This is a genomic window from Pseudomonas sp. NPDC096917, from assembly GCF_044762555.1.
Lineage (GTDB): Bacteria > Pseudomonadota > Gammaproteobacteria > Pseudomonadales > Pseudomonadaceae > Aquipseudomonas.
Map to the genome: position 1 here is coordinate 29318 of NZ_JBIWEO010000012.1, position 18938 is coordinate 48255.

Here is an 18938-nt window from a genome sequence, read left to right on the forward strand (position 1 = left end):
AAACGTGCGATGGCACGCAAAACGTGCGACATAATGCGAAAGATTTGCATTTTGTGTAAAGGGTTACTGTTGTAAATATTTCCTATTTACTTTGCCGGCCCGCCTTGTCTCTCGCGGCGTGTGTAAAAATCATGAAATATAAAATCACACATTGAGTGCATTGTTGCGCTGAGCCTGTTTCAAATAAGCGCTCAATTCCCGTGCTCCCAGGGGCTTGCTGTACAAATAACCCTGGCCTTCATGGCAGCCTTCGCCGATCACATAGGCTTCTTGTTCGAGTGTTTCCACACCTTCGGCAATCACCTGCATGCCCAAGCTTTTGCCGAGCTGAATGATGGCGCGCACGATGGTGGTATCGTCGTCGTCATCAATCAGGTCTTGCACAAAACTCTTGTCGATCTTGATTTTGTCCAGCGGCAAGCTTTTGAGATAACTGAGCGATGAATAGCCAGTGCCGAAATCGTCAATGGCGATCAGTGCACCGGAGCGGCGCAAGCTCAACAAATGCTGGGCGGCGGTGCTGATGTCTTCCATCAGGCTGGTCTCGGTCACTTCCAGCTCCAGGCTGCCCGGCGGCAAGCGATACACCTGCAGCAGGTTATTCACCACCCTGGGCAATTCTGCGTGGTGTAACTGCACCGTGGACAAGTTGACGGCCATGCGCAGCTCGATGAAGCCCTGGTCGTGCCATTCGCGCAGTTGGTGGCACGCCTGGTCCAGAACCCATTCGCCCAAGGCAATAATGGTGTCGTTTTTTTCGGCCAGCGGGATAAATATGTCCGGTGGGATCATGCCGTGTTCAGGGTGCTGCCAGCGCAACAATGCCTCGACTCCGACCACACGATGATCGCTGTAACGGATCTGCGGCTGATAGACGAGGTACAACTGATTGCCGCGCAAGGCATCACGCAGGTCTTTTTCCAGCTCACGCCGGCGGCGCATTTCGCGGTCCACGCTGGCGATGTAAAACTGATAGCGACTGCGCGAGCGGGTTTTGGCCAAGGTCATGGTTTGCTCGGCTTTTTGCAGCAACTGCTCTGAGGTGTCGCCATCTTCCGGAAACAGCGTGATGCCAATGGTGGCGCGCAAGCGGATGTTTTTCTTGCCCACGCTGAACGCCGTTTCAAGGTCATCCAGAATGCTTTGCGCCAGTTCGGCCGCTTCGTAAGGCTGCTCGATAGTCGCCTGAACCAGTGCAAACTGGTCGCCACCCAAACGTGCCAATGCCCCCAGGCTACCGCTGTGGGCGCGGATCCGGTCGGTCAGGGCCTGCAATAGCTGGTCGCCCGTTTGATAACCAAATTGCTCGTTGATGCCTTTGAAGTCATCCAGGCCCACACATAACACGGCCACGCGGCGCTGTGTGCGGCCGGCATCGGTCAGGATTTTGCCGAGCTGGGTTTGCAATTGCTGACGATTGGGCAGGCCGGTCAAAAAGTCGTACTGGGCCATGCGCAGCAAGGAATTTTCGGCTTCGTGGCGCAAATGGGTATTGCGCTCAATCGAGGACAATAATTGGTTAGCGGTGTTGACCCACACCCCCAGTTCGTTCTTTTCATGGCCCTTGAGCTGCGGGATCAAATGCTCGCTTGGGTGGTCCGGATTGATGCTGGTCAGGTGCTGGATCATTTTTGATAAGGGCTTGGTCAGCAGCCAGTGATAAATCAGATACAACACCAGGCTCATCAGCAGGGCCCGCAGCACACCCGAGAGCAGCAGGGCCCCGGCGTTGGTCAGGAAGCTTTTGCCGTAGGTGGCAGTATCGAGGGTAATGCTCAGGTCGCCGTAATACTCGCTGTACGGCCCGCTGCCCGTCAGTGGCGTGCTGAAGGTGCGCTCCTTGCCCAGAATAAGGTCGGTCAGCCAGCGGCTCGACGTCTTCTGCAGCCCTCTGGATTTTTCAGCGAGCACCGGTTCATTGGGGTGCCCGATAGACGCGTGACGAATGGCCTGATCCTGAAACAGCCCCTCAATCACCTGCATCGCCATATCGCTGTCCAGGCTGTACAGCGCCTGAGTGGATGGGTCGCGAAACATGTTGAGGATACGGTCGGCATCTTCCGTTACGGATTGCCGTGTGATGTAGGCGTCGAACACAATTTGCGCGCAACCAAGTACGCCTCCCACGACCAATGCCGATAGCAGCACGATCCGGAGTAACTTGATCGCCAAGCTGTTCTTGAGTTCCAGCTTCAAAGGGCTATTCCTTGTTTCCTGCCCAGATGTCTGTGGTCATGGGGCCGGGTAATCATGGCACCTTTTCAGGGGTGCTATCAGGGGGACTTCAACACTGGCTACTGTGTCGGTCCATGGGTTTGTGAACTTGAGCCACTGAATGAAAAAATCTGTGTGTTGATCTTAGCTGGCGCTGATGTTGAAGAGCGGCCTCGCGCTACTTTTGATTGAGCCAAAAAAAACCCGGCAGCGCCGGGTTTTTTACCTGAAGTCAGATTCAGGCAGTGAAGGCTTTACCTTCGAACTGCTCTGCAACGAACTTCCAGTTAACGATGTTCCAGAACGCTTCGACATACTTCGGACGTACGTTGCGGTAGTCGATGTAGTAAGCGTGTTCCCACACGTCGCAGGTCAGCAGTGGGGTGTCGCCGCTGGTCAGCGGGTTGCCGGCGCCGATGGTGCTGGCCAGAGCCAGGGAACCGTCAGCTTTCTTCACCAGCCAGCCCCAGCCGGAGCCGAAGGTGCCGATAGAGGTTTTGCTGAACTCTTCTTTGAACGTGTCGAACGAACCGAACGCAGCGTTGATGGCGTCAGCCAGAGCGCCAGTAGGCTCGCCGCCGCCGTTTGGCGACAGGCAGTTCCAGTAGAAGGTGTGGTTCCACACTTGAGCGGCGTTGTTGAAGATACCGCCCGAAGAAGTCTTAACGATCTCTTCCAGGGTTTTGCCTTCGAACTCGGTGCCTGGCACCAGGTTGTTCAGGTTCACGACGTAGGTGTTGTGGTGCTTGTCGTGGTGAAACTCCAGGGTTTCTTTGGAGATGTGCGGCTGCAAGGCATCGTGTGCGTACGGCAGCGGCGGCAATTCGAAAGCCATGATGATTCTCCTAATCAGGTCAGTTGCGATGAGCGCAAGGCCGATCACGGGCGGCCAAACACGCGCCGGGGAGTTTGTACTCTTTGCGGCGCAAGCGCTGGATCATAGCACCGGGGTTGCGGCTTAACCACGCGACAACTGTGTGGAATAGACGTTTCAGCTCGATTGATTCAAAAACTTGATGATTTTAATGAGGGGCAGGTGCCTGTGTGGAAGCTGGCGCAGGCTGCGATCTTTTGATCTTGCTGTGACTCAGCCAGCCACAATCAACTGCACCGCCACCGCATACATCATCGCCGCCACCAGCAGGTCCAGCAGGCGCCACGTTCCGGGACGGGCCAGCCAGGGTGCCAGCCATGCTGCGCCGAGGGCCAAGGTGAAAAACCACAGCAGCGAAGCACTGGCTGCGCCCACGACATAAGCGCCCGGCACGCTTTGCTGGGCGCCGAGTGAACCAATCAGCAGCACCGTATCGAGATACACATGCGGGTTGAGCAGCGTTACCGCCAGTGCACTCAGCATCACGGCTTTGAGTGAACGGGCGGTTTGACCCGCCGACTGCTCCAGACTCGACGCCGAAAAAGCCCGGCGCAAAGCCTGAGTGCCGTACCACAGCAAGAACACCGCGCCGCCCCAGCGGGCGATGCTCAGCAAAACCGGGTTCTGCGCCAGAATCGTCGCCAGGCCGAACACGCCGGCGGCCACCAGCAACGCATCGCAGATCACACAAAAGGCCGCCACTGGCAGGTGATGTTCACGGCGCAGGCTTTGCGCCAGCACAAAAGCGTTTTGGGTGCCGATCGCCATGATCAGGCCAAACGCGACCAACAGGCCATTAAGGTAGCTTTGCCACATAAGCAGTACTCGTCGAAGTGTCTACGCAAGTGAGGTTTGTTGCTGGCTATTGTCGGGCCCATGGATGTATAAGAAAAACCAATATTGCTGATCGCCCATTAGGAAAACTGATGTTCGACTATAAATTGCTCTCGGCCCTCGCTGCCGTGGTAGAACAGGCCGGTTTTGAGCGTGCGGCGCAGGTGCTGGGCTTGTCACAATCGGCTATTTCCCAGCGCATCAAACTGCTGGAAGCCCGGATCGGGCAGCCGGTTCTGGTGCGTGCCACGCCGCCGAGCCCAACCGATATTGGTCGGCGCTTGCTCAACCATGTGCAACAAGTGCGCTTGCTTGAGCGTGATCTGCAAAGTGTTGTACCTGCGCTGGATGATGAAGGCCTGCCCGAGCGGCTGCGCATTGCGTTGAATGCCGACAGTCTGGCCACGTGGTGGGCGCAGGCAGTCGGCGATTTTTGCGCCGACCAGCACCTGTTGCTGGACCTGGTGGTAGAGGACCAGACCGTCGGCCTCAAACGCATGCGCGCCGGAGAAGTCGCCGCTTGCCTGTGCGCCAGCGAGCGCCCGGTGGCGGGGGCGCGCAGCGTATTATTGGGCGCGATGCGTTACCGCGCGCTGGCGAGCCCTGGTTTTATTGCCCGGCACTTTCCCGCTGGCGTGAGTGCTGAACGATTGCCTAAAACCCCGGCACTGGTGTTTGGTCCGGATGATTTTCTGCAACATCGTTACCTGGCTGCACTGGGCGTAGACGGCGGATTCGAGCACCATTTGTGCCCGTCATCAGAGGGCTTTATTCGTCTGACGGAAGCAGGTCTGGGATGGGGGCTGGTGCCAGAGCTGCAAGTACGTGAGCAGTTGGCCAGCGGGGCATTGCTGGAGCTTTTGCCAGATAAACCGATCGACGTGCCACTGTACTGGCATCATTGGCGCAATGGCGGACAACTGCTGGAGCAACTGACGGCGCATTTATCGCGTTCGGCATCTCGCTGGTTAGTGCCTTTGGCCTGATAAATAGCGTTTAAACAGCAGGCAACAAGAATTACAGCATTTGGAGCAATTGATGAAGATTCTGGTCACCGGCGCGAGCGGCTTTATTGGCGGACGCTTTGCGCGTTTTGCCTTGGAGCAGGGCTTTGACGTACGGGTCAGCGGGCGTCGGGCCGAAGGGGTTGAACACCTGGTGCGACGCGGTGCTGAATTTATCCCGGGTGATTTGACCGATGGCCTGCTGGTGCGTGACCTGTGCGTCGATGTCGATGTCGTGGTGCATTGCGCGGGGCATGTGGGCACCTGGGGGCGTTATCAGGATTTCTTTCGCGACAACGTGCTGGTCACCGAGAACGTGGTCGAAGCCTGCTTGAAACAGAGGGTGCGGCGTCTGGTGCACTTGTCATCTGCTTCGCTTTATTTCGACGGACGCTCGCACCTCGGGCTGACCGAAGAAGACGTGCCCAAGCGTTTCAAGCACCCTTATGCCGAGACCCGATTCCTGGCTGAGCAAAAGGTTTTCGGGGCTCAGGAGTTCGGTCTTGAAGTGATCGCCTTGCGTCCGCGCTTTGTCACCGGGGCAGGGGACATGAGCCTCTTTCCGCGTTTGTTGAAGCAGCAACGCAAAGGCCGATTGGCGATCATTGGCAACGGCCTGAACAAGGTCGACTTCACCAGCATGCAAAACCTCAACGAAGCGCTCATGAGCAGCGTACTGGTGAGCGGCTCGGCCCTGGGCAAGGCCTATAACATCAGCAATGGCGCGCCGATCCCGGTGTGGGATGTGGTCAATTACGTCATGCGTCAGATGAATGTGCCGCAAGTCACCCGTTATCGGGGCTATGGCATGGCCTATAGTGTCGGCGCACTCAGTGAGGTCGCGTGCAAGTTGTGGCCGGGTCAGCCGGAGCCGACACTCTCGCGTTTGGGGGTGCAGGTGATGAACAAAGACTTTACTCTCGACATTAGCCGTGCCCGACATTACCTCGACTACGACCCCAAAGTCAGCCTGTGGGCAGCGCTGGACGAGTTTTGCGGCTGGTGGAAAGCCCAGGAATCGCCGTACCGCTAATTTTCTTCAGGATTCAGATAAGGTTTTGCCATGCGTAACGATGCTCGTGACGACTTCGACAATGTTCCGACCCTGCGTGCCAATGCGGATGACGATGATGACCTGGCCTCGACCGGCGGCGCGCGCGAGCGCACCACGGTGTACTCGCGCAATACGCCTGTGATCAAGGTCAAGGGCCCGAGCACGGGGCCTCTGTGGGCATTGATCGTGGCCTTGCTGGTCGCGGTTGGCGGGTTGGCGTGGTGGAGCTTTCAGCAGATTTCTTTGATGGAACAACAGTTGGTGGCGACTCAGGAAAGCTTTGCTCGCATCAGCGAAGAAGCGGCGGGGCGTCTGCAGGCCATCTCAGGCAAGGTCGTGGCCAGCGAGTCGAGTATCAACAACGACAGCGAAGCCTTGAAGTTGAAGATCAAGCAGCTTGAAGAGCAACTCCTGGAGCAGGGCAAACACCAACAAGGCCTGGTGGCAGGGCAGCAAGGGGATCTGGACCAGCGTTTTGAGCAAATCAACGCCGCGATGTTGCTGCAAGTGACCGCACAGAAAGAAAACCAGACCAGGTTTGAGACCGATCTGAAAGCCATGGGCACTGAGTTGGCCACCCTCAAAGCTACCGTCGCCCAGCAGGCAGGTGACGTCACAGCCTTGAAAAAACAGGGCAATCCGAGCGCTGCGGTTGCGAGCCTGGAGCAAGACATGATCGTGCTCAAGAGCCAGCTGGAAAACCGCCCGGCGCCGTCGCAAGGAGCCAGCACAGCAGAATTCGACGTGTTCCGTGCCCAAGTGACACGCAACATCAACACCTTGCAAAGCCAGATCCAGAACCTGCAAAAGCAAATCAGCGGCCGGCCTTAATCGTGTGGGCACAGGGTTGCCCGCCACGGTATCGGCGCGACTTAACAGAAGAACCGCATCGCCTGCCTCGCTGGCAAGCCCGCTCAGGCATTACTTCGCCTTATCTTCGCGCCCACGCAGTACCTTGTTCGGCATCGTGATCGCCGCACACAGTCCCAGCAGTGAAATCGCGGCACTGACCAGCAGCAAGGTGCGGAAGGTCATCAGCAATTCACTGCGCAGGTTATCCAGCGCCGGGCCTTGTACGGCGTTGAGTCCGTCCAGCAACACATTGCCTGAACTGCCTTCACCCAGCAGCGGCTGACCCGCCGCTGGCGCCAGCAATGAATCATGCAGCAACGCGAGCAACAAAGCCGACATCAGCGCCACGCCCACCGCGCCGCCCAACGAGCGGAACAGGTTAGTGGTGCTGGTGGCGACGCCAATATCGTGTTGCTGCACTGAGTTTTGCGCGCCCACCAGGGACGTCGGAAACTGCATCCCTGCCGCGATCCCGCTGAGCAGCATAAACACGCCACTCAATACTTCCGCGCTCGGTGGGCATAAGGCCATGCCGACAATAGAGAGCGGCATCAGCGCCGCCCCCCCTAGAATCATGGGTTTGTAATATCCGGTCACAGAGGTCATGCGCCCGGCAAAGTAGGCACCCATGGGCAACCCCATGGCCAATGGCAACAAGTGCAGGGCCGCACTGTCGGCGCCGGCGCCGGTGATGCTTTGGTAGCGCAGCGGCATGAGCACAATCAGCGAAATGGCTTGGAAACTGGTGAAGAAAATGGTGCACCAACACAGCACTGCGTTGCGATTGGCGAACAGGTGCATGGGCAGCAACGGCTCAGGGCTGCGGCGCTCATGCCAGACAAACAGCGCCAGCGCCACCAACGCAGCCGCCAGCAGGCCCAGCACCTGATCGTCGCGCCAACTGTGGCCTTGGCCAATAAAGGTGATACCCAGCAGCAATGAGGTCAGCCCGACAATCATGAGCACCGTGCCGAGGTAATCAATTATCGGTTTACGTTGTGGGACAGGTAGCCCGACCAAGGTGCGATGCGCGATCCACCACGACACCAGCCCCAGCGGCAAATTGATCAAAAATACCCAGCGCCACGACCAGTATTCGGTCATGTAGCCACCCAGCACCGGCCCGGCGACACTGGCCACCGCGTACATGCTGCTGAAGTAGCCCTGATAACGCCCGCGTTCGCGAGGCGGCACGATGTCACCGATGATCGCCTGACTTACCGAAATCATCCCGCCGGCGCCAATCCCCTGAAGGATCCGCGCCACTACCAGTTGCTCCATGTTCTGCGCGAGCCCGCAAAACACCGAGGCCAGCGTAAACAGGCCCATGCCAAACAGCATCAGGCGCCTGCGGCCGTACAAGTCGCCGAGCTTGCCATAGATTGGCACCGCCACGGTCATGGCCACCATGTAGCCGGAAATCACCCACGCCAGCTGGCTGACATCCTTGAATTGCGCAGAGATGGCGGGAATCGATACGGCAACGATGGTTTGGTCCAGCGCCCCCAGAAAAATCGCCAGCATCAGGGCGACGAGGATACTGCGAATGGCGGGTTTGGCTTGTGGGGGCGGGTTAAGGCTGGTCACGAAATACACCTGCGGGCATCAAGACATGTGGCGGGATGCCCGAAGTGTACTCGATAGGTCGCTATTCGATAGCTTCGTAAGGAAGGCCGACGTAATTTTCTGCAATGGTTGTGCGCCCGGCCTCAGAGTCGACGAAATACGCCAGTTCGCTGTCGGTAATGCGCTGGCTAAAATCATCGCTGTCGGCAAAACGGTGCAGCATTGAGGTCATCCACCACGAGAATCGCTCGGCTTTCCAGATACGCCGCAGACAAATCTCGGAGTAGCGCTCCAGCAAATCGGTGCGGTCCTCGGCGTAGACCTTAAGCAGAATGTTGAACAGTGTGCTGACATCGCTGGCTGCCAGATTCAAGCCCTTGGCGCCAGTGGGGGGCACAATATGCGCGGCGTCACCGACCAGAAACAGACGCCCGAACTGCATGGGTTCGACCACAAAACTGCGCAGGGGCGCGATGCTTTTCTCAATTGAAGGCCCGGTCACCAAGCGCTCGGCCAAGGGGGAGGGCAGGCGGACCTTCAGTTCGTCCCAGAAGCGTTGATCCGACCAGTCCTCAACCTTCTCTTCGAGGGGCACTTGCAAGTAATAGCGGCTGCGGGTGGCAGAGCGCTGGCTGCACAGGGCAAAGCCGCGCTCATGTTTGGCGTACACCAGTTCATCGTTGACCGGTGGCGTGTCTGCCAACACGCCGAGCCAGCCAAACGGGTACACCCGTTCAAAGACTTTGAGCACATCGCTGGGAATAGACTGACGCGCGACGCCGTGGAAGCCATCGCAACCGGCGATGTAGTCGCAGTCCAGGCGCCAGGTTTCGCCGTCCTTTTCGAAGGTCACGTAGGGTGCATCGGTTTTCAAGCCATGCGGTTGCACGTTGCTGGCGTTGTACAGGGTTTGCGCCCCAGCGGCTTCGCGTGCGGCCATCAGGTCGCGGGTGACTTCGGTCTGGCCATACACCATGACGCTTTTGCCGCCGGTCAGACCCTTGAGGTCGATATGGACCTGGCGGTCATCGAGCACCAGGTCAAAGCCATCATGCACCAGGCCTTCGGCGTCCATGCGCTGGCTGACACCGGCCTGACGCAGCAGGTCGACCATGCCTTGCTCCAGCACTCCGGCGCGAATTCGGCCGAGTACGTAGTCACCGCTCTGGCGCTCGAGAATGACGTTATCAATGCCTGCGTTGTGCAGCAGTTGGCCGAGCAGCAGCCCTGAAGGGCCGGCACCGATAATAGCGACTTGAGTTTTCATTGTTGTTCTCTCTCGCAAGCGTCGTCACGTGATCAACCTCGTGCGAGCTGCCGAAGGCTGCGATCTTTTGCTCTTGAAAGATCTCAGCCATCGGTAGCTCCCACACCGGCTTCGCACTACAGGACGAAGTGGTTTTTATCATTTGTGCTTGTATTTTTCGCTTGCGAGCGTGGCAAATGAAGGTGATAAATGCGCTATTACCGGTATTTTTCGCTAATTGGTGCGATTATCGGCCCATTCACACCTCTACAGGTTGTGCCCCATGACCGCCTCTACCCCTGCGTCGATCCCGGTGTTCAAGCTGTACGGCGAACAGCAGGACTGGCTCAGCCCCGATCTCCTGCACTGCGAGACCATTTCGTTGCGCAGCCGTGTCCATGACTGGGAAATACGCACCCATCGGCATGCTGATTTGTGCCAGTTGCTGTACGTGCACAAAGGCCGTGCGCGGGTCGAAATTGAAGGTCAATACCATGAACTGGCGCAGTCGGCGATTCAGGTGATCCCGCCGCTGTGCGTGCACGGATTTCAGTTTTCGCCCAACGTTGAAGGTTTTGTGCTGACCCTGGCCGCGCCGCTGGTGGCGCAACTGCAAGCGCAGTTAGGTGGCTCGATGAGTGCCCTGCAGCGGGTTGCCAGCTATCCGGCGGGCAAGGATCGGAGCTACCTCAACAGCCTGTTCAGCGCGGTGCAAAGTGAGTATGTCAGCGCCCAGCCTGCCCGCGACATGCTCCTGCAATCACTGATCAGCGTGTTGTTGGTGTGGGTCACGCGTCAGGTTATTCAGCGCCGTGAAGCCCGGCAGATACCGCAACGCGGGCGTGAGTACCTGAACCTGTTCAATCAGCAGGTCGAGGCGCTGTTTCGCGAACAGCCCAGCGTTGAGCAGTTGGCACATCGGGTAGGGATTTCGGTGGCGCACCTCAACAGCATCTGCCGCGAGCTGGCAGGGCAGTCGGCTTTGCAGATCATTCATCAGCGGCTGTTGTTGGAGGCCAAGCGTCATTTGATCTATACCCCCATGAGTATCAGCGAAGTGGCTGATAGCCTGGGGTTTGTCGACCCGGCATATTTTGCACGGTTCTTCCGGCGCCTGACGGGCACCTCGCCCAGCGGGTTTCGAACAGACCGGACTGACAGCGTCAGCCCGGTCTGATGCTCTAAAGCATCCTTACCTCAGAGCGCTGAACATTGCGTTGCAGTGCCCGCCATAGCAACTGGCGGCCAATCCTGTTGATAACCGTGTTTGCTCTGCGCGATAACACGCGCCAGCGAACAGGACAGCAGCAGCTAAAACGACAAAAAAGGTCATGCATCTGGTTTTTGTTTTAGTGGTCATGGCTTTCATCTCTCCTCTTACTATCGGAGTCAGACCTAGACTTCACACCCTTGAGACTAGCTCAGACCCTTCCACTTGCCATGCCAGTTGTACGAGCGGACATGCGCAGCGTCATCCTCCAAATGGACTACGCCTTACAAGCCTGTGTCCCACGCAGGATTCTCAGTGAAACGCTCCGCCAGGAAGTCGAGCATGCTGCGCAAGGTTGCAGGCATGTGCTTGCGCGAGGCGTAGACCGCGTAAATGTTCATCGGCAACGGTTCAGCGTCTGGCAACAGGCGTACCAACTCACCGCTGCGAACGTGGCACCCGGCCTGATAAGTGGGCAGCAGCGAAACGCCCGCCCCGGCCAGGGTGGCACTGAGCAGCGTGCTGGCTTCGTTGGCGCTGATATTGCCCTGCACCGGCACCGAAACCGCTTCGCCATGAGCGGTGAAATGCCACAGGCTCTTGCCGTAGTAAGAGTGGCTCAGGCAGTTGTGCTGGCTGAGATCGTCCACCTGCTGCGGCGCTGGATGCTCGCGCAAATACCGGGGGGCCGCGCACAGCACGGAGCGACAAACGGTCAGTTTGCGAGCGATCAAACTCGGGTCCAGGTCGTTACTGGTGCGAATCGCCAGGTCGATGCGCTCATCCACCAGATTCACCGTGCGGTCGAGCATTTGCAGGTCAATGCACACGTCGGGGTAGCGTCGCACGTACTCGGTGACGGCGGTGGCCAACTGCGCCTGGCCGAACGAGGTGCTGACGCTGATGCGCAACCGCCCGCGCGGTGCATCATCGGGCACGCTGACGGCGGCTTGCATGTCATCTGCCAGCTCCAGTAACTGCCGACAGCGGGGCAGGGTTTCATTACCGGCGGCGGTCAGGCTCAGTTTGCGCGTGGTGCGATGCATCAAGCGCGCGCCCACCCACGCTTCGAGTTCTGCCAAATAGCGAGACACCACGGGCGTGACAAGTCCAGGTGATCGGCTGCCGCAGACTGGCTACCCAGGTCGACCACTGAGACAAATACCCGCATTGCGATAAGACGATCCATGATTTGCCCGATTACTGAAACAAACTATGTCTGAGCATCGCATTTTTTGTCGCCTATTGTGCGACTAAGCTCTGTCCATCGCTGACCCAGCCTCAGGACGTATCCATGACCGTATTTTCTGCTCTTCGCCGTTTCTGCCTCAGCGCTGTCGCTCTGGGCTTCGCTGCGCATGCGGCGGCGGCCCCGGCACCCTTGACCCTGGACGTCTACAACCCCGGCGCCGAGGCGATTTTCCCTGTGTCGTCAGTGCTGGTCAGCGGCGAGAAAGACGCGATTCTGGTCGATGCGCAGTTTGCCAAGGCGCAGGCCCAGCAACTGGTCGACAAAATCCGCGCCAGTGGCAAGCACCTGACGACCATCTATATCAGCCACGGCGACCCGGACTATTACTTTGGCCTCGAAACCCTGACCCAGGCTTTCCCTGATGCCAGTGTGCTGGCCACGGCTCCAACCGTTGAGCACATCAACCAGACCAAAGACGCCAAGCTGGCGTTCTGGGGGCCGAAAATGGGCGCCGATGCGCCGAGCCGGTTAATCGTGCCGCAGGTCATGAAAGGCAACACTCTGGTGCTTGAAGGCCATGAACTGGATGTCGTCGGGCTGACCAGCCGGCAGCCAGAGCGTACCTTCGTCTGGATTCCATCGCTTAAAGCGGTGGTCGGTGGCGTGGTCGTGGCCGACAACCTGCACGTGTGGATGGCCGACACCCAGACCCCGCAGTCGCACCGGCAATGGCTGGCCACCTTGAAACGCATCACCAGCCTGCAACCGAGTATTGTCGTGCCGGGGCATTACCTGGGCGAAAACGACCATTCATTAAACTCAGTGACCTTCACTCGCGATTACATCAAGGCATTTGATGAGGAAACCCTCAAAGCCAAGAACTCGGATGAGCTGATCGGTGCGATGAAAAAACGCTACCCGAATCTGGGTGAAGCGTCTTCGTTGGAACTGAGCGCCAAAGTGGCGAAAGGTGAAATGAAGTGGTGATTCAACGCTGGCCCCTACGAAACCCATCCAACAGGAGAACATCATGAGCAACATTGCAATTATCGGAGCCACCGGTCGTGCGGGTGGCCAACTGCTGGAAGAAGCGCTGCGTCGTGGTCATCACGTGACAGCCATTGCCCGTCATGCTTCGTCCAACATCGGCCAACGTGCAGATGTCGTGACCAAGGACGTTGACGTCAACGACGCTCAGGCATTGCAAGCGGCCCTAGCCGGCAGTGACGTGGTGCTCAGCGCCGCGCATTTTTCGACACTGAAACCAGAAGCGATCATCGAGCCGGTGAAAAAGGCCGGGGTGAAACGGCTGCTGTTTGTAGGCGGCGCGGGGTCGCTGTTACTGCCGGACAATACCCCAGTCATCGACAGCAAGGGCTTCCCGAAAGAATACCTGCCAGAAGCATCGGCCGGCGGCGTGTACCTGGAAACGTTGCGCCACGAAAAAGACCTGGACTGGACCTTTATTTCGCCGTCGGCCGAATTTGTTGAAGGCGAGCGCACGGGCACCTTCCGTCTGGGCAAAGACCACCTGTTGGTCAGCGCCGAAGGCAAAAGCTGGATCACCTTCGCTGACTTCGCCATCGCCATGCTGGATGAGGTCGAGCAGCCCAAGCACTCGCGTCAGCGGTTCACCGTAGGTTATTGACCCTGCTTTGACTGTGTAGCCGCTGACGCAGGCGGCGTAGCGGCTAATGGTCATGGCTGTTTTTCGGCCTGCAACACCAGCCACTCCATCAATTCGCGCAAAGGCGCGGTAGGCTCGCTGCGCGGTGAACTCACCAGCAGGTAGGCCGCGCCGGTGTGCACCTTCAAATCAAAGGGCACCGCCAGCCGCCCGGCCTGCAAGTCATCGCCTATCAATGACCAGTCACCCATGGCAACGCCGTTACCTTGCGCCGCCACTGTCATGGCCAGATCCAGGGTGTCGAAGTATTGGCTCTGACGAATGATTGAGGCGTCTGCCCCGGCCACACTTAGCCAGTGAGCCCAGTCCCGTTGGTCCCGACTGGGGTGCAACAAGGTGTGGTGCTCAAGCTGGCTCAAAGAATTGAGCGCATCGCGGCCTTCCAGTAAATGCGGGGCGCAGACCGGGGTCAGCAGTTCCTCAAACAGGTGTTGCCCCACACGTTTCGGCCCCGGTTGCGGGCTGTAAACCACGGCGGCATCGAAGGCTTCGTGGCGAAAATCGACCCCGTGCTGCACGCTGCTGGTCAGCTCCACGGGCACGTCCGGGCGCAGTTTTTGCCATTGCATCAGCTTGGGCAGCAGCCAGCGCAGCATGCAGGTCGGCGCTTTGATTTGCAGGGGGGAGCGGCGGATGCTGGCGTATTCGACGGCTTCACCGATCAAGTCAAAGACCTGCTCGATTCGCGGGTACAGCGCCTGCCCCTGTTCGGTCAGGCTGAGGCCGCGGGCCAGTCGATGAAACAGGGGGTAGCCCAGATGCGCCTCGAGCCCGGCTATTTGTCGACTGACCGCGCCTTGGGTGATGTGCAATTGTTCACCGGCGTGGGTGAAGTTGCAGCATTGGGCCGTAATCAAAAAGGTATGCAGCGCGGGCAGCGGCGGGAGGCGTTTCATGTGAGGTCAGCCATGAGTCCAGGACATGGCTAGTATGAGCAGGTTTGCGTTGTGCACGCTACACGCGCTCGCTTCAATGGCTCATTACTTGAGAACAAGAAGAGGTCAGGACACATGGCAACGTGCGGCGAAGTATTGGTCAAGTTGCTGGAAGCGTATGGGGTGGAGCAGGTGTTTGGCATCCCTGGCGTGCACACGGTCGAGCTGTATCGCGGGCTGGCCGGTTCGCGAATCAACCACGTGACCCCGCGCCACGAGCAGGGCGCGGGTTTTATGGCCGATGGCTATGCGCGGACCAGCGGCAAGCCGGGGGTGTGTTTCATCATCACCGGACCGGGCATGACCAACATCACCACGGCCATGGGGCAGGCTTACGCAGACTCGATCCCGATGCTGGTGATCTCCAGCGTGCAGTCGCGCAGCCAGTTGGGGGGTGGGCGTGGCAAGTTGCATGAATTGCCGAATCAGAGTGTGCTGGTGGCCGGCGTCGCCGCTTTTTCCCACACCCTGATGTCGGCTGCCGAGTTGCCGGGCGTGCTGGCGCGCGCCTTTGCCCTGTTTCAGGCGGGCAGGCCACGGCCGGTGCATATTGAAATCCCGCTGGACGTACTGGTAGAAAACGCCGATGCCTTGCTCACCCGTCAGCCGGTCAATATCGAGCGTCCTGGTGCCGCGCCCGCTGCCGTCGAGGAGATGAGTGAGCGTCTGGCCCACGCCAAGCGCCCGCTGATTCTGGCGGGCGGCGGGGCGATCGACGCGGCCCCGGCGCTGTTGCAATTGGCTGAGCGTCTCGGAGCGCCAGTGGCACTGACCATCAATGCCAAAGGCATGCTGCCTTCGGCTCACCCACTGTTGATCGGTTCGACCCAAACGCTGGTCAAGACCCGGGCTTTGGTGGCAGAGGCTGACGTGGTGTTGGCAATAGGCACCGAGTTGGCCGAAACCGATTACGACGTGACCTTTGCCGGTGGCTTTGAAATTCCCGGGGCTTTGCTGCGCATCGACATTGACCCTGACCAGACCGTGCGCAATTACACGCCCGCGCTGGCGCTGGTGGCCGACGCCCGACTGGCCGCCGAAGCATTGCTGGCGTGCATCAACGCACACCCCCTGCCTGAGCGCACGGCTGACTGGGGGGCGACGCGGGCCGCCCGCTTGTGTACTGAACTGGCCATGGACTGGGATGCGCCGACCCTCGCGCAAACCCACTTCTTGCAGACGGTTTTCGACGTATTGCCAGATGCCGTGTGCGTGGGCGATTCGACCCAACCGGTGTACACGGGCAACCTGACCTTTAACCCGGAGCAGCCACGCCGCTGGTTTAACTCATCAACCGGTTACGGCACCCTCGGTTACGCCTTGCCGGCAGCTGTCGGCGCGTGGCTGGGGCGTTGCGCTGAGGGCCAGCCCGCGGGCCCGGTGGTGTGCCTGATCGGCGATGGCGGTTTGCAATTTACCCTGTCAGAACTGGCCAGTGCCGTTGAAGCGCGCACGCCGATTATCGTGTTGCTGTGGAACAACCAAGGCTACGGCGAAATCAAAAAATACATGCTCAATCGCGCCATCGAGCCGGTCGGAGTCGACATCTACACCCCGGATTTTATCGGCGTGGCCAAAGCGCTGGGGTGCACGGCGTTGACCGTCGAGGGCCAAGCACAATTGCGCGCTGCGTTGGCCGCTGCGGCCGACCGTCAAGGGCCGACCCTGATTGAAATCGACGAGCAGCACTGGCAGCAGTCGCTGGCGTCATAAGCTCATGCGCAGGCGCGCCAGATCCCGTACCGGTGGCGCGCCAAATTGTCGGCTGTATTCGCGGCTGAATTGCGAAGGGCTTTCATAACCCACGCGATAACCTGCCGCCGAAGCGTCTAGCCCCTCACTGAGCATCAGTCTCCGAGCTTCGTTCAGGCGCAATTGCTTTTGGTACTGCAGCGGGCTCATGGCGGTCACGGCCTTGAACCGGTGGTGGAGCGTCGACACGCTCAAGTTGGCTTCACGGGCTAGGTTGTCGATGCGCAGCGGTTGTTCGAAGTTACCGTTGAGCCACGAAATAGCCCGGCTGACGCGGTGGGTTTGACTGTTCTCGCTGGCAATTTCATACAGGCGATAACCCTGCGGACTGCGCAACAAGCGATACAAGATCTCGCGACGAATGAGGGGGGCGAGCATGGCGATGTCTTTCGGCGTATCGAGCAGGCGCGCCAGGCGCAACAAGGCGTCGAGCATCGCTTGGTCGATGGGCTCCACATACAGCCCGCGCCCGGTAGGTTGCGAAGGCACGCCCATGGGGCCTGCATCATTGAGCAAAGTGGTGATTTCTGTCGGATCAATATCAAGGCGCAAGGCCAATATCGGTTTCTCGCAAGACACCTCTACCACGCGCCCGCTGATGGGCATCGACACCGAAACCACCAGGTAGTTGAGCGGGTCGTAGGCAAAGTACTCATCTGCCAAGCGAACCTCTTTGCGGCCCTGGGCGATGATGCATAGCGCGGGTTTCGGCAGGCTGGGTGAAAAACCGCTGGGTTGGCAGTAGCGCGACACAAACAGTGCCTCAATACCCGTTTCGAACGTACCGTCGTCGTGGGTGTGCCGGTAAATCAGGTCGGCCAGTTCCACACGCTGTTTTTCAAGTGCGGGGTCGAGCGCGGGTCGCGGCGGTTCCTGCAGTGACATTTGACGTTTCCTCATAACAGACGCGGTGTAGGCACAGCTTAAGTTTGTGCAAGGCGAGGGGGTAGCCAATTTCTGCCCAAGGCTTGCCTGATCCTGCGAGTGCCAGGTGTTAAGCGCCTGGCGATGGCGTGGTAGACGTGGAGTATTGCTCGAAACCTTGATCTGAGGGGCGGGCGGCCTGTTAACAGGTGACGAAGTGCGAAGACGAGGTTTTGCAGAATCGTGCAAGCCTTGGGCAGAAATCGACTAACGGCGTCGGGCGCGGGGCCTTAAGCTTTGAACCTCCCCTCTAATGTCACTTTCCTTTGTGGAGGCCTTCATGCCACAGCACACGGCTGTCAGTCATCTGACTTTGGTTCGCGCTCGCGTCGGGTGTTCGGCTCAGGTCCACACCTGTTTGAGCCCGCTGATCGAACCGTCGCGGCAAACGCCCGGTTGCCTGCACTTTGCCCTGCAGCATTGCGACAGTGACCCGTTGCTGTGGCATATCTGCGGTTACTGGGAGAGTGAGCGTGCGATGCAGGCGTACTTCAATTCACCGCTTATGGACGTCTTCAGTGTGCTGCTCAACCAGCAAGTGGTCGACAGCCTGGACTTTCAGACCTTCAACGAGCAAGCGTCTGCCCAAATACACCAGCAGGCCAGTTAAGCGGGTAGAATGCCGCCTTTTCACTGGCCGGAATGTGAAGCATGGCGCGTAAAGAATTTGCACAATTTGAAGCAGTATCGGCGGTTGTCCCGGTAGAACTGGGTGTTCCGGGTGCTTACAACGCAGCGATTGCGGTCAAAGCCTTGTACGAAGGTGGAGCGCCGCGCTTTCACAAAGTCCTGATCGACCAGACCTTTGCAACCGCCACGGCAGCCGATGCCGCAGCGGAACACCACCTGAAAAACCTGCAGGACGTCACTGAAGACGGCGAGTTGGTCTGGTAGTTAGCGTGGGCGGTGCATTTTGAACAACGCCTCTGGGCCGAGCTGGAAATAATCTGCCGGACCGCCGCCGCGCAAAATCGGTTCGGCGGCGGCCGTGTCGTAAATCCCGTCTTTAAGCAGGTGCTTGGCGATATGCACCGCGACCACTTCTCCCAGAATCAGCCAGCTTGGCACCGGCTCTTTGTCGGCGCGTTGCAACTGAATAATCTGCGTCACCTTGCACTCAAACGACACCGGTGTTTCGGCCACTCGTGGCACGCTCACCACGCGTGAGGCGACCGTCGTCAGGCCCGCCAATGCGAACTCATCCACCTCGGGCCCCACAGGCGCGCAGCTTTGATTCATCGCCTCGGCCAAAGGTCGGGTGGCCAGGTTCCAGACAAACTCACCGGTTTGCTCAATATTATTGAGACTGTCTTTGCGGCCCACACTGCAAAACCCAATGATGGGGGGGATGTAATTAAACGCGTTAAAAAAGCTGTACGGCGCAAGATTCAGCCGACCTTGAGCATCCTGCGACGAAATCCAGCCAATCGGGCGTGGCCCGACAATCGCATTGAACGGATCATGGGGCAGGCCGTGGCCCTGGGATGGCTCGTAAAAGTGGGTATCGTCATGCATGGAAGGCTTCCGCAAACAGCTGAGATAGAGGGGCTATATAGTGCAAGCCATTTTCCATGAACACAAATGCCGGGCTAGC

At 58.8% G+C, this 18938-nt stretch carries 17 protein-coding genes and 1 pseudogene; 9 read left to right on the forward strand and 9 right to left on the reverse strand.

Annotation, left to right across the window (positions count from 1 at the left end):
- Nucleotides 1–144: 144 nt before the first annotated feature.
- The 3 genes from ACIQYF_RS15435 to ACIQYF_RS15445 form a co-directional block, all read right to left on the reverse strand.
- Nucleotides 145–2196: a putative bifunctional diguanylate cyclase/phosphodiesterase gene (locus ACIQYF_RS15435; RefSeq protein ID WP_402863302.1), complete on the reverse strand. Its 2052-nt coding sequence runs from the start codon at nt 2194–2196 to the stop codon at nt 145–147.
- A gap of 256 nt (nt 2197–2452) precedes the next feature.
- Complete coding sequence (locus ACIQYF_RS15440; protein ID WP_402863305.1) at nt 2453–3049, reverse strand: superoxide dismutase; 597 nt, start codon at nt 3047–3049, stop codon at nt 2453–2455.
- A gap of 252 nt (nt 3050–3301) precedes the next feature.
- Nucleotides 3302–3904 (reverse strand): LysE/ArgO family amino acid transporter, encoded by a 603-nt coding sequence (locus ACIQYF_RS15445; RefSeq protein WP_402863308.1) that lies wholly within the window; start codon nt 3902–3904, stop codon nt 3302–3304.
- Between the two features lie 110 nt (nt 3905–4014).
- On the opposite strand from ACIQYF_RS15445, the gene ACIQYF_RS15450 reads away from it, so the two are divergent.
- Genes ACIQYF_RS15450 through ACIQYF_RS15460 form a run of 3 tightly spaced genes read left to right on the forward strand, consistent with a single transcriptional unit; the run spans nt 4015 to nt 6811 of the window.
- The gene (locus ACIQYF_RS15450; RefSeq protein WP_402863311.1) at nt 4015–4908 is read left to right on the forward strand and encodes a LysR family transcriptional regulator ArgP; all 894 of its coding nucleotides are present in this window, start codon (nt 4015–4017) and stop codon (nt 4906–4908) included.
- Between the two features lie 52 nt (nt 4909–4960).
- Nucleotides 4961–5959, forward strand: a complete 999-nt coding sequence (locus ACIQYF_RS15455) for an NAD-dependent epimerase/dehydratase family protein (protein WP_402863314.1) — start codon at nt 4961–4963, stop codon at nt 5957–5959.
- A 30-nt stretch (nt 5960–5989) separates the two neighbouring features.
- On the forward strand, nt 5990–6811 hold the full coding sequence (locus ACIQYF_RS15460; RefSeq protein ID WP_402863317.1) for an ATPase: 822 nt from the start codon (nt 5990–5992) through the stop codon (nt 6809–6811).
- Between the two features lie 90 nt (nt 6812–6901).
- Here the strand turns inward: ACIQYF_RS15460 and ACIQYF_RS15465 are convergent, their stop codons facing one another.
- Complete coding sequence (locus ACIQYF_RS15465) at nt 6902–8419, reverse strand: MDR family MFS transporter (protein WP_402863320.1); 1518 nt, start codon at nt 8417–8419, stop codon at nt 6902–6904.
- A 61-nt stretch (nt 8420–8480) separates the two neighbouring features.
- Nucleotides 8481–9665, reverse strand: coding sequence for a 4-hydroxybenzoate 3-monooxygenase (gene pobA, locus ACIQYF_RS15470; protein WP_402863323.1), 1185 nt, complete (start codon nt 9663–9665; stop codon nt 8481–8483).
- 262 nt (nt 9666–9927) lie between these two features.
- Between pobA and ACIQYF_RS15475 the strand changes: the two genes are divergently transcribed.
- Nucleotides 9928–10821: a helix-turn-helix domain-containing protein gene (locus tag ACIQYF_RS15475; protein ID WP_402863326.1), complete on the forward strand. Its 894-nt coding sequence runs from the start codon at nt 9928–9930 to the stop codon at nt 10819–10821.
- Between the two features lie 317 nt (nt 10822–11138).
- Here the strand turns inward: ACIQYF_RS15475 and ACIQYF_RS15480 are convergent.
- A pseudogene (locus ACIQYF_RS15480) lies at nt 11139–12043 on the reverse strand (LysR family transcriptional regulator).
- Nucleotides 12044–12148: 105 nt separating this feature from the next.
- On the opposite strand from ACIQYF_RS15480, the gene ACIQYF_RS15485 reads away from it, so the two are divergent.
- The gene (locus ACIQYF_RS15485; RefSeq protein WP_402863329.1) at nt 12149–13033 is read left to right on the forward strand and encodes an MBL fold metallo-hydrolase; all 885 of its coding nucleotides are present in this window, start codon (nt 12149–12151) and stop codon (nt 13031–13033) included.
- A gap of 43 nt (nt 13034–13076) precedes the next feature.
- Nucleotides 13077–13694 (forward strand): NAD(P)-dependent oxidoreductase, encoded by a 618-nt coding sequence (locus tag ACIQYF_RS15490; RefSeq protein ID WP_402863331.1) that lies wholly within the window; start codon nt 13077–13079, stop codon nt 13692–13694.
- Between the two features lie 50 nt (nt 13695–13744).
- Here ACIQYF_RS15490 and ACIQYF_RS15495 read toward each other — a convergent pair whose 3' ends face one another.
- Complete coding sequence (locus ACIQYF_RS15495; RefSeq protein ID WP_402863334.1) at nt 13745–14629, reverse strand: LysR substrate-binding domain-containing protein; 885 nt, start codon at nt 14627–14629, stop codon at nt 13745–13747.
- Nucleotides 14630–14743: 114 nt separating this feature from the next.
- On the opposite strand from ACIQYF_RS15495, the gene ACIQYF_RS15500 reads away from it, so the two are divergent.
- Nucleotides 14744–16381 carry a 5-guanidino-2-oxopentanoate decarboxylase gene (locus ACIQYF_RS15500; protein WP_402863337.1) on the forward strand — a complete coding sequence of 546 codons (1638 nt, stop codon included), beginning with the start codon at nt 14744–14746 and terminating at the stop codon, nt 16379–16381.
- Here the strand turns inward: ACIQYF_RS15500 and ACIQYF_RS15505 are convergent.
- Nucleotides 16376–17305, reverse strand: coding sequence for an AraC family transcriptional regulator N-terminal domain-containing protein (locus ACIQYF_RS15505; protein WP_402863340.1), 930 nt, complete (start codon nt 17303–17305; stop codon nt 16376–16378). The genes ACIQYF_RS15500 and ACIQYF_RS15505 overlap by 6 nt on opposite strands.
- Before the next feature lie 319 nt (nt 17306–17624).
- Here ACIQYF_RS15505 and ACIQYF_RS15510 point away from each other — a divergent pair, with 319 nt between their 5' ends.
- Both ACIQYF_RS15510 and ACIQYF_RS15515 read left to right on the forward strand, forming a co-directional pair.
- A complete protein-coding gene (locus ACIQYF_RS15510) occupies nt 17625–17954 on the forward strand; it encodes a putative quinol monooxygenase (RefSeq protein ID WP_402863343.1) in 330 nt (109 codons plus the stop codon).
- A 41-nt stretch (nt 17955–17995) separates the two neighbouring features.
- Nucleotides 17996–18238 carry a hypothetical protein gene (locus ACIQYF_RS15515; protein ID WP_402863346.1) on the forward strand — a complete coding sequence of 81 codons (243 nt, stop codon included), beginning with the start codon at nt 17996–17998 and terminating at the stop codon, nt 18236–18238.
- Here ACIQYF_RS15515 and ACIQYF_RS15520 read toward each other — a convergent pair whose 3' ends face one another.
- Nucleotides 18239–18859, reverse strand: a complete 621-nt coding sequence (locus ACIQYF_RS15520) for a flavin reductase family protein (RefSeq protein ID WP_402863348.1) — start codon at nt 18857–18859, stop codon at nt 18239–18241.
- Nucleotides 18860–18938 lie beyond the last annotated feature (79 nt).